We start from the raw sequence: 11,065 nt of genomic DNA on the forward strand, positions 1-11,065 counted from the left end.
TTAATAATTTCAATAAAGGAGGTTTTTTATGGATACTAATTTTTCTGTTGATTCTTTTATGCCTAATACTTATTTAGATATTAAGAATTTCTTATTAAAAAATTTGAATGATGTTCTTTTATCAGATAGAGAAATAATTTTTTTATGTATAGGAACTGATAGATGTACTGGGGATTCTTTAGGTCCTTTAGTTGGTCACAAATTAAAACCCTTAATACCTAAAAATAAATTTTATGTTTATGGAACACTAGAAAACCCAGTACACTCTAGAAACTTAGTTTCTATTTTAGATAAAATATATAGTAATTTTTCTAATCCATATATTATAGCAATAGATGCCTGTCTAGGTAAAATAAATAATATCGGTAAAATATTTATAGAAAACAAACCCTTAAGCCCAGGACTTGCTTTAAATAAAGACCTTCCTAAAGTTGGTGATTTAAGCATAACTGGAATTGTTAATATTTCTGGAAGTTTTGAGTTTTTAGTATTACAAAATACTAGATTATATGTAGTTATGAATTTAGCAGAAGTAATTTATAAAGGAATACTTCATTTTGCATTATCAGCTTCAAGATTAAATACAAAAAAAACTCTATCTAACATTTAATATTTACCTTATTTAAATAATTTCTTAATAAAAAAGGAGCTATTCAAATTAATCTTGAAATAGCTCCCTTTTTATTGTCTATATTTTTTATACAACTATTTATTTATTGCTTCATTTAATACATAAGTTTCTTCCTCAGAAAGCTCATATCTTGATATTCCCTTATCTACTGGCTTAGCATAAGTTCTACTATCTTGTCTTGAATATATACCTGTTAAAATAATTCCATCATTATAAGAATCTAAAATTGCAATTGAAAAACTTAGATCACTTCCTACATCCTCAAAGGCTTTATATCTCATAATAGCTATTTTATTTACACAGCTCTTCATTTCTTCTTTCAAATCTTCGTATTTATTTAAAGCTTCTTCAGAGGCTTTCATAGACTTATCTATTTCTTCAAGCTTAGAAGCTATAAGTTCCTCTAGGTTTTTATTATTACTTCCCCTCATAAGTCTTCTATACTTTTTTTCTAATTTATTTACCGAACTATATAATGATATTACAACTATAAAAAGTAAAATTGTTATGATTAGTAGACCTATTATAATAAATGAAGAATATTCATTTATTATGTTTAATATATTTTCCATCAATTGTTCCTCCTTTTGAGTATTATCAAAAATATGTTTCACGTGAAACATTAATAATAAAATGTTTCACGTGAAACATTATAGGTTCATTATTTCTAATATTCTTTGTAAATCTTCATTTGAATAATATTCAATTTCAATTTTTCCTTTGTTATTTTTATTGCTTATACTTACTTTTGTCCCTAGATAATCTTGTAATCTTTCTGTGATATCTCTATAATAAGGATCTAATTCTGTTTTTCTCTTTCTTTCTTTTTTTTCTGAATTTAAACTTTTAATTAATCTTTCTAAATCTCTCACTGAAAGATTTTCATCTATAACCTTCTGAGCCAATTCACATTGTAACTTTTCATTTGTAATTGATAATAATACTCTTCCATGTCCTTCTGTAATCACTTCATCAATAAGATATTGCTTAACAGTATCACATAAATTCATTAATCTTAAAGTATTAGTTATTGAAACTCTAGATTTCCCAATTCTCTTACTTAATTCTTCTTGAGTTAAATTAAAATCCGTTAACAATTTTTTATAAGCAATTGCTTCTTCTATAGGATTTAAATCTTGTCTTTGAATATTTTCAATCAAGGAAATTTCTAAAATATTTTTTTCACTTAAATCCATAACTAGTACAGGAACCTCTTTTAAACCTAAAAGTTTAGCTGCTCGCCATCTTCTTTCTCCAGCAACTATAATATAATAGTCATCCTTTTTATTTACTATTATAGGTTGAATTATTCCATGCTCTTTTATTGATTGTGCTAATTCAGCTATTTTATCATCATCGAAGTTTTTTCTAGGCTGTTCATCATTACTTCTAATTAAGTTTATACTAATTAAATTCTTTTCAGCTTCTTCTTTATTATTTATATCTTCAGGAATTAATGCTCCTAATCCCTTACCTAATGCAAATTTTTTACTCACTTTCTTCACCTACTTATTGTTTACTTAAAAACTCTTTAGTTAAAGACTTATAAGAATCAGCACCTTTACATTTCTCATCATACAACATTATTGGAAGTCCAAAACTTGGCGCCTCTGCCAATCTTATATTTCTAGGTATCTTTGTGTTATATACTTTGTCTTTAAAAAAATTCTTAACTTCATCATAAACTTCATTACTCAAATTAGTTCTATAATCATACATGGTCATTACTACACCTTCTATTTCTAGCTTCTTATTTAATGACTTCTTAACTAATTGTATAGTATTTATTAATTGACCTACACCCTCTAAAGCATAAAATTCACATTGTATAGGTATAAGAACAGATTCTACAGAAGTTAATGCATTTATTGTTAATACTCCTAGCGAAGGAGGACAATCTATAAAAATAAAGTCATATTCATCTTCTATTTCTTTTATCTTGTTTTTTAAAATACTTTCTCTATCCTCTTTAGCAATAATTTCAACCTCTGCTCCTGCTAACTCCATTGTAGATGGTGCTATATAAAGATTTTGAACTAATTCACTTCGAATTATTACTTCCCTAAGGGATGCATCTGCTGTTAATACATCATACATTGATAATTCCAAATTTCTCTTATCTAAACCTAATCCACTTGTTGTATTTCCTTGTGGATCTATATCTATTGTTAATACCCTATAGCCTTCTAGTGCAAGATATGCACATAAATTTATATTAGTTGTTGTTTTTCCTACTCCACCCTTTTGATTGAATATGCAAATTTTCTTCATATAAAGCTCTATTTTTAGAGCTTCACCCCCTTCCCTAATATTATTATATATACTTTTAATTCATAATAAAAGATTAACATAATAAATTTATTATATATCTTTATAATATAATTAAAATTTATAATTTATTTTTTCAAATATAAGGTTTGCAAAAAAATTTACATAAAAAAATTGACAATTAACAAGCAAAAATAATTTATTTATTACTTTATGTTAGTGATAAATAAACTACCATTTGCTGAAGTTAATAGTCAATTATATTAATTATATGAAAATTATGTTATTAAATATTATTTTTTAGGTATAGTAACTGTAACTTGAATAAATTCCTCACTATCCTTAAATTTATATTCTGCAGGTATATTAAATTTACTAAAAACCTGCTTAATTGTATTAACATATAATTTAGCAGGAAATACACTCTTTACCTTCTTTTTATCTTTATTATTTAATTCCTCACCAGCTAACTTTAGAAGCTCCTTATTAATAGCCTCTTCTGTAGCCTTAACATTTAAAGAGTTCTTTATTATTTTATCAATAATTTTTAATTGTAACTCTTCATCTGGTAAAGATAATAAAGCTCTTGCATGTCTTTCTGTAAGCTTATGTTCAACACAAAGTTCTCTAACCCTTGAGCTCAATTTTAATAATCTTAATTTATTAGCAATAGTAGATTGCTTTTTTCCCATTCTTCTTGCTAATTCTTCTTGTGTGAATTTATGATCATGGATAAGATTATAATAAGCTTCTGCTTCTTCAATAAAATTTAAATCTTCTCTTTGAAGGTTTTCAAGTAATGCAATTTCGGCAGATTGAGTATCTGTAATATCTATAATATTACAAGGTACCTCTTCAATTTCTGCCATTCTAGCAGCTCTCCATCTTCTTTCTCCTGCTACTAATTCATAATTTTCCCCTCTTTTTCTAACTGTAATAGGTTGTATTATTCCATGTGTTTTTATAGATTCAGATAATTCTTCTAGTGCTTCCTCATTAAAAAACCTTCTAGGCTGATAAGTATTTGGAAATATCTTATCAACTCTTATACTAGTAATTTCCTTATTCATATGCAATCAACCATCCCCTACTATTATGAATCACCGTTTTTTCAATAAATTAAAAATTCTATTTTCTTCTCTAAATTCCTTCTTTTTGTTCCCTAATATTGTAAGACAAATTCATATATTAAATCTTAATAATTTACAAATCTCAATATATAAATTATTCATATATTATTTATCGACTTTTTTTATTGTACAATTTTGTAGAATATACTTTTATTTTATTGGTTTTTTATTTACAGTTCCTGCTTTTCTTGGGTATATTTTAGGACAAACTTTTATCTTTTTTATTTCTACAATATTATGATTCAAATCAGATCCTTCTATATTTACTTTTATAATTCCCTTCAGTTCTCCACCTAAAACATCTATTGCTTTTTGTCCATCTTTTAATTCTTCTTCTATAGCAGGTCCTTTTAAGGCAACAAAATAACCATTCATTCTTACATAAGGAAGACAAAACTCTGATAAAACAGCCATATTTGCTACTGCTCTAGAAGTAGCAACATCAAATTTTTCCCTAAGTTCCTTATTTCTCGCTCCATCTTCAGCTCTAGAATGTATTGTTATAACATTCTTTAAGCCTAATTCTCCTATAACCAAATTAAGAAAATTGATCCTTTTATTTAAAGAATCTAATAATGTTACCTGAACATTAGGATTCATAATAGCTATAGGCAGGCCAGGAAAGCCAGCACCCGTTCCAATATCTATTATGTTTTTTGCATTTTTTATAGCTTCCGATTTAAATGCTTTTATGCAATCTATAAAATGTTTTTTTATTATTTCTTCATCCTCTGTAATGGCTGTTAAATTTATTTTTTCATTCCATTCCTGAAGAAGTCTCATATATTTTATAAATTGGTCATATTGATGTTCTGATAAGTCAATCCCTGCCTCTAAAGAAGCTTCTTTCATTAATTGAAAAAATTCCATTATTTCCTCCAAAGAAATTTATTTTTTATATTTATGTTCTAAATAAATTAATAATACAGATATATCAGCAGGTGAAACTCCTGATATTCTTGATGCTTGACCTATACTTATAGGTCTTATTTTAGAAAGCTTTTGAATAGCTTCTGTTCTTAATCCTTTAACATCATTATAATCTATCTCTTCTGGTATTAATTTCTTTTCAAATTTCTTAAATTGTCTTACTTGCTCTAACTGACTTTCAATATATCCTTCATATTTAGTAATTATATTTATTTGTTCACCAATATCTTCGTTATATTCTGGTCTATCTGGGTCTAAAGAGGCTAATTTAAAGTAATCTAGTTCTGGTCTTTTAATAAGTTCATAAAAGCTTATTGGCTTTTTAAGTTCCGTTGATCCTAAGGAAATTAATATATCATTCACTTCTTTTTTATTTGTTATTTGTAGATTTTTTAATCTTTCTACTTCACTCTCAACCGCATTTTTTCTTTGTAAGAACTTTTGATATCTTTCTTCTGTTACGAGACCAACTCTATATCCTATTTCAGTTAATCTAAAGTCAGCATTATCTTGTCTCAAAAGAAGTCTATATTCAGCTCTAGAAGTCATCATTCTATAAGGTTCATTTGTTCCTTTAGTAACTAAATCATCTATAAGAACTCCTATATATCCATCTGAACGAGTTAAAATCATCGGTTCTTTTCCCTTAATTTTTAAAGCAGCATTAATACCTGCAACTATTCCCTGAGCTCCTGCTTCTTCATAACCTGAGCTGCCATTTAATTGTCCAGCGCCATATAAACCATCGATATTCATAAATTCAAGAGTTGGTTTTAATTGAGTTGGATCTATTGAATCATACTCTATAGCATAACCAGTTCTTAATATTTCAGCATTTTCTAAACCAGGAACAGTTCTTATCATTTTTATCTGTACATCTTCTGGTAATGATGATGACATTCCCCCTATATACATCTCTTGGGTATCTTCTCCTTCTGGTTCAATAAATAATTGATGTCTATCTCTATCTGGAAATCTCATAACCTTATCTTCAATTGACGGACAGTATCTAGGGCCTACTCCTTCTATTAATCCATTATACATCGGAGCCCTATCTATATTTTCTTTTATTATTTCATGGGTATCTTCACTTGTATATGTTAGCCAACAATCTACTTGTTCTCTGCTAATATCACCACTTATAAATGAAAATGGAACTATTTTTTCATCTCCTGGTTGTCTTATCATTTTTGAAAAGTCAACAGATCTTTTATTAATTCTCGCAGGTGTACCTGTTTTGAATCTTCTTAAGGATATTCCTAAATCTATTAATGATTTAGATAATTCATTTGCAGCAGCTAATCCATTTGGCCCACTATTATATTTAACATCTCCAATGATTATACTTGCTCTTAAATAAGTTCCAGTTGTTAATATTACCGCTTTAGCTGAAAAATATCCGCCGTTTCTTGTTAAAACGCCTTTTACTTTTCCATCTTCTACATCTAATTCTATTACTTCTAATTGTCTCAAATCTAAATTTTCTTGATTTTCTAGAACTTGCTTCATTCTATTTTGATACTTCTTTTTATCTGCTTGTGCTCTTAGTGAATGAACTGCTGGTCCCTTTGAGGTATTAAGCATTCTAGATTGTATATATGTATTATCTATATTAATTCCCATTTCACCGCCTAAAGCATCTATTTCTCTTACTAAATGCCCTTTTGCAGTACCACCTATATTAGGATTACATGGCATCATTGCTATTGAATCTAAGTTGTTTGTACATACTAATGTTTTTAATCCCATTCTAGCAGAAGCTAAAGCTGCCTCACAACCAGCATGGCCAGCTCCAACAACTACTACATCATATTGTCCTGCGTTGTATCTTCCCATTCTCCTTACTTCTCCCTACTTTCCACAACAAAATTCCTTAAATATTTTATTAACTAAATCTTCTTCTAATTCTGTACCTGTAATTTCCCCTAGTGCTTTTAATGCCGAAGTTACATATATAGAAACCAAATCAAGATATTCATTATTTTTAACACTAATAATAGCTTTCTCACAATTTTCTTTTGCTCTTATTAAAGCCTGCTTATGTCTTGAATTAGAAATAACTAAGCTCTCGCTATCAATAGTTCCATTAAAGAACATGTTTTTTATTTCTTCCTTTAATTTATCTATTCCTAAGTCTTCTTTTGCCGATATTTTTATTTTATACTCAAAATTATTTAATGAGTTTAAATCAATTTTATTTTCTAAATCAATTTTATTTAATAAAAGAATAGATTTTTTATTTTTTACAGCCTCTATAATTTCATAGTCTTCCTTATCTAATTCTCTTGAAATATCTAATACTAATAAAACTAAATCAGCCTCTTCTATTTTTTCCTTAGACTTTTCTACACCTATTCTCTCTACTATATCTTCTGTTTCCCTAATTCCAGCTGTATCAATAATTTTTACTGGTATTCCATCTAAATTAATATATTCTTCAATTACATCTCTTGTTGTTCCAGCAATATCCGTTACAATAGCTCTCTTTTCCCTTAATAATACATTAAGTAGAGATGACTTTCCCACATTAGGTTTGCCTACAATTGCAAGACTTAATCCATCTCTAATAATTCTTCCTTCATCTGCATTTTTCATTAATCTATTTATATTATTAAGAGCTTCTTCTAAGCTCTCACTTACTCTAGGTGGTATGCTAGGGTCAATTTCTTCCTCATCTTCTGTAAAGTCTACTGCATACTCAATTAAAGCTAATACATTTAGTAAATATTCATTTAATCTACCTATTTCCTTAGATAAGGAACCATTACTTTGCATTAATGCAGATTTCATTGCTAAGTCTGTTTTTGCACTAATTAAATCCATAACTGCTTCTGCTTGAGATAAATCTATTCTTCCATTTAAAAATGCTCTTTTAGTGAATTCACCAGGCTCAGCTAGTCTAGCTCCTGCCTTGATTGTCATTTCAAGAACCTTATTAGTTGAAGTAACACCTCCATGACAGTTAATTTCTACTACATCTTCAGCAGTATAACTTCTTGGACCTTTCATAAAACTAATAATAACTTCATCAATAGGCTCCTTTGTATCTATATCAATAATATGACCATATCTCATAGTGTAGGTCTTCATATCCTTTATATCCTTGCCATTTTTAGCTCTAAATATCTTTGAAACAATATCTAAAGCTCTATCACCCGAAACTCTTATAATGGCAATTCCACCTTCGCCTATGGCAGTTGATATAGCACTTATTGTATCAAATTCTCTCATGCTTCTATCCTCCTTTTCTTATATTATCCCTCTATATAAAAGTGTCTATAATATTCATTTAACACCGATTTTCGTATTTAATATTATATCCCTTTTTAACTAATATTCATTGTACAAAACTATTTATATTTAGTCAAAATAAATAAAGGTAGGAAAGCCATAGGCTTCCTTACCTTTATTTTCTAATATCTACAACAACTCTTCTATATGGTTCTTCACCTTCACTGAAGGTATAAACATATTCATTACCTTGTAATGCTGAATGTATAATCCTTCTTTCATAAGGATTCATAGGCTCAAACTTATAAGATCTTTTACTTCTTCTTACTTTATAGGCAGTTTTTTCAGCAACTCTTATTAGAGTTTCTTCCCTCTTCTTCCTGTAATTTTCAGTATCTAAGATAACCTTTTTATATGGCTCATCATGATTTTTATTTACTACTAAAGATACTAAATACTGAAGTGCATCTAAGGTTTCTCCCCTATAACCAATAATTAATCCCATTTTAGGACCACTTAAATTTATATAAAGAGAATCATCCTCTTCCCTTATTCTAATTTCAGCCTTTATTCCCATGTTATCACAAATACTTCTTAAGAATGTCCTAGCCTCTTCTTTATAATCTCTTTTTACTTTTACAATTATTCTTGCAGGCTTACTTCCTATAAGATTAAGAAAACCCTTGCTTCCCTCATCTAAAACTTCGTAATCTACCCTGTCTTCAGTTAAATTCAGCTCTTTTAAAGCATTTTGTAAAGCTTCGCTTACAGTTTTACCTGTCATTTCTAATATTTTCATACCCTATTCACCACCTAGTAAAATCCTATCTCTTTATTATCTTTTTCTAGTCTTTGGTGTTGCTTTTTTTGCATTTTCCATAACTTTGTATTTTTCAAGTTCTTCTTTTTCTTTTTGCTTCTTCTTAGCAGGTAAATAATTTACAAAGTAAGTTTGTATTAATTGAATTACTCCGCCAATTACCCAATAAATAACTAAAATCGCTTTAAAATTTAAAGCCATAATTCCCATCATACCAGCCATCATTATATTCATGCTTCCCATATTTGGCCCATTTTCTGTTTTAGGGGTTGCTTTACTTAATAGCATTGTTGGTAAATAAGTACTTAAGAATGCTAAAACTGGTAATATAAATATTGGATCTTTTTCAAATACGTTTGGTATCCATAAGAAAGATGCACTTTTCATTGCATCTGGACTTATACTATTAAATACAGCATACAATGCAAATAAGATTGGTAATGGTAACAAGGATGGTAAACATCCACCAAACATACTAGCATTATTTTCTTTTAAGCACTTATTATATTCTTCTTGCATTTTTTTAGGATCATTTGCATATTTCTTTTGTATCGCATTTAATTGTGGTTGAATTTCTTGCATTCTTGCACTTGACCTACTAGATTTTATGTTTAATGGCAATATTAATAATCTTATTATTAATGTAAATATTGCAATTGTTAATACATAGGATACTCCACTTGGTTCCATATTAAATAATGTAATAATCCAGTCATGAAGTCCTTCAAAAGCATTAGTCAAGAATTGCGTTAAACCGTTCATAGTAACCTCCTTATTTTAATGGGTCATACCCGCCCCTGGAACATGGATGACACCTTAATATTCTCTTTATAGCTAAAAATCCACCTTTTAGTGATCCATATTTGGTTATTGCTTCAATAGCATACTGAGAGCAACTCGGAACAAATATGCACTTTGGTGGTCTCATAGGTGAAATATATTTCCTATATAAATGTATAGATTTTAGAAGTATCCTTTTTATCATTCCTTATATAATCCTGCCTTTTTAAAAAGTTTCTTCATAGCATTTTCAACTTCAAAATAATCCTTTCCTTTTATTGCATTTCTTGCAATAAAAACAAAATCATATCCATCTTTTAAATTATCCTTATTCAATCTATAACTTTCAGCTATCAATCGTTTACTTCTACTTCGAACTACACTATTGCCAACTTTTTTACTAACAGATATCCCTATCCTATTATAGGAAATGTTTTCCTTTGTTTTATTTTTATTGTTTTTATAAATATATAAAACTAAAAGATTATTAGCTATTGATTTTCCTCTTCTATACACCAATTTAAATTCATTATTTTTTTTTATTCTGTATACCATTGGAAATTCAGTCTCCTTTTTTCTGCCTTGCAGAAAAAGGCCACTGTATGCGGCCCTTATGCTGTTAATCTCTTTCTACCTTTTTGTCTTCTTCTCTTAAGAACATTTCTACCTGATTTAGTTTTCATTCTTTTTCTGAAACCATGTTCTTTTTTTCTTTGTTTCTTTTTTGGTTGGTATGTCATGAACATATCATTCCACCCCCTTTAAATAAAAAATTCTATAGATCTATAGCAAATTACTATAATCCTAATTATTAAATTCACCTTATTATTATATATATATCAAGTTTTGATGTCAATACAATATAATTTTCTAATTTCTGTTGATAAAATATATAATATTGTCCACTTTTTGTGGATAACTTATTGAATACACCATTTAACTTATGTTATTATTAATATTGACTGTGAATAATTTTATTTACTTCAAAGGTTATCCACAATTGTGGATATGTTTGTGGATAATTTGTGTTATTTTTATTAATATTTTACCAAAATTTTAGAACTTTCTCTTAAATACTGGGCTTTTATTGTGTTAACAATGTTAATATTTGTACATAATTATATTGTGAATATTTTTTTGTTTTAATTTTAATAAACATAATTATTAACATGTTCATATTATTTTTAAACTTATCAACATTTATTTATGTCTGTTAATAAAATTGTTGAGTAATTGTTATTAATTTTATAAAAAAATTTTTATGGAGGATATGTA

At 27.9% G+C, this 11,065-nt stretch carries 13 protein-coding genes; 1 reads left to right on the plus strand and 12 read right to left on the minus strand.

Annotation, left to right across the window (positions count from 1 at the left end):
* Positions 1-28 precede the first annotated feature (28 nt).
* Positions 29-610, plus strand: a complete 582-nt coding sequence (gene yyaC / locus BEN51_RS13645) for a spore protease YyaC (RefSeq protein ID WP_119866532.1) — start codon at positions 29-31, stop codon at positions 608-610.
* Positions 611-705: 95 nt separating this feature from the next.
* Here yyaC and BEN51_RS13650 read toward each other — a convergent pair whose 3' ends face one another.
* From BEN51_RS13650 to rpmH, 12 genes are all read right to left on the minus strand, one after another.
* Positions 706-1,203 (minus strand): DUF4446 family protein, encoded by a 498-nt coding sequence (locus BEN51_RS13650; RefSeq protein WP_119866533.1) that lies wholly within the window; start codon positions 1,201-1,203, stop codon positions 706-708.
* A gap of 78 nt (positions 1,204-1,281) precedes the next feature.
* Positions 1,282-2,127 carry a ParB/RepB/Spo0J family partition protein gene (locus BEN51_RS13655; RefSeq protein WP_119866534.1) on the minus strand — a complete coding sequence of 282 codons (846 nt, stop codon included), beginning with the start codon at positions 2,125-2,127 and terminating at the stop codon, positions 1,282-1,284.
* Positions 2,128-2,140: 13 nt separating this feature from the next.
* The gene (locus BEN51_RS13660) at positions 2,141-2,902 is read right to left on the minus strand and encodes a ParA family protein (protein ID WP_119866535.1); all 762 of its coding nucleotides are present in this window, start codon (positions 2,900-2,902) and stop codon (positions 2,141-2,143) included.
* Between the two features lie 290 nt (positions 2,903-3,192).
* Complete coding sequence (noc, locus tag BEN51_RS13665) at positions 3,193-3,969, minus strand: nucleoid occlusion protein (RefSeq protein WP_119866639.1); 777 nt, start codon at positions 3,967-3,969, stop codon at positions 3,193-3,195.
* Between the two features lie 210 nt (positions 3,970-4,179).
* Positions 4,180-4,899 (minus strand): 16S rRNA (guanine(527)-N(7))-methyltransferase RsmG, encoded by a 720-nt coding sequence (gene rsmG / locus BEN51_RS13670; protein WP_119866536.1) that lies wholly within the window; start codon positions 4,897-4,899, stop codon positions 4,180-4,182.
* Positions 4,900-4,917: 18 nt separating this feature from the next.
* Positions 4,918-6,795: a tRNA uridine-5-carboxymethylaminomethyl(34) synthesis enzyme MnmG gene (gene mnmG, locus BEN51_RS13675; RefSeq protein WP_119866537.1), complete on the minus strand. Its 1,878-nt coding sequence runs from the start codon at positions 6,793-6,795 to the stop codon at positions 4,918-4,920.
* A 15-nt stretch (positions 6,796-6,810) separates the two neighbouring features.
* Positions 6,811-8,190, minus strand: a complete 1,380-nt coding sequence (mnmE, locus tag BEN51_RS13680) for a tRNA uridine-5-carboxymethylaminomethyl(34) synthesis GTPase MnmE (protein ID WP_119866538.1) — start codon at positions 8,188-8,190, stop codon at positions 6,811-6,813.
* A 175-nt stretch (positions 8,191-8,365) separates the two neighbouring features.
* Positions 8,366-8,989: an RNA-binding cell elongation regulator Jag/EloR gene (jag, locus tag BEN51_RS13685; protein ID WP_119866539.1), complete on the minus strand. Its 624-nt coding sequence runs from the start codon at positions 8,987-8,989 to the stop codon at positions 8,366-8,368.
* A gap of 36 nt (positions 8,990-9,025) precedes the next feature.
* Positions 9,026-9,772, minus strand: coding sequence for a membrane protein insertase YidC (yidC, locus tag BEN51_RS13690; protein WP_119866540.1), 747 nt, complete (start codon positions 9,770-9,772; stop codon positions 9,026-9,028).
* Positions 9,773-9,782: 10 nt separating this feature from the next.
* Positions 9,783-9,995: a membrane protein insertion efficiency factor YidD gene (gene yidD, locus BEN51_RS13695; protein ID WP_207652786.1), complete on the minus strand. Its 213-nt coding sequence runs from the start codon at positions 9,993-9,995 to the stop codon at positions 9,783-9,785.
* Positions 9,992-10,345 carry a ribonuclease P protein component gene (gene rnpA, locus BEN51_RS13700; protein WP_119866541.1) on the minus strand — a complete coding sequence of 118 codons (354 nt, stop codon included), beginning with the start codon at positions 10,343-10,345 and terminating at the stop codon, positions 9,992-9,994. The genes yidD and rnpA overlap by 4 nt, the downstream gene beginning before the upstream one ends.
* Positions 10,346-10,401: 56 nt before the next feature.
* Positions 10,402-10,536, minus strand: coding sequence for a 50S ribosomal protein L34 (gene rpmH / locus BEN51_RS13705; RefSeq protein ID WP_119866542.1), 135 nt, complete (start codon positions 10,534-10,536; stop codon positions 10,402-10,404).
* Positions 10,537-11,065: the final 529 nt, after the last annotated feature.

The organism is Clostridium isatidis (genome assembly GCF_002285495.1).
In the GTDB taxonomy this organism is placed as follows: domain Bacteria; phylum Bacillota; class Clostridia; order Clostridiales; family Clostridiaceae; genus Clostridium; species Clostridium isatidis.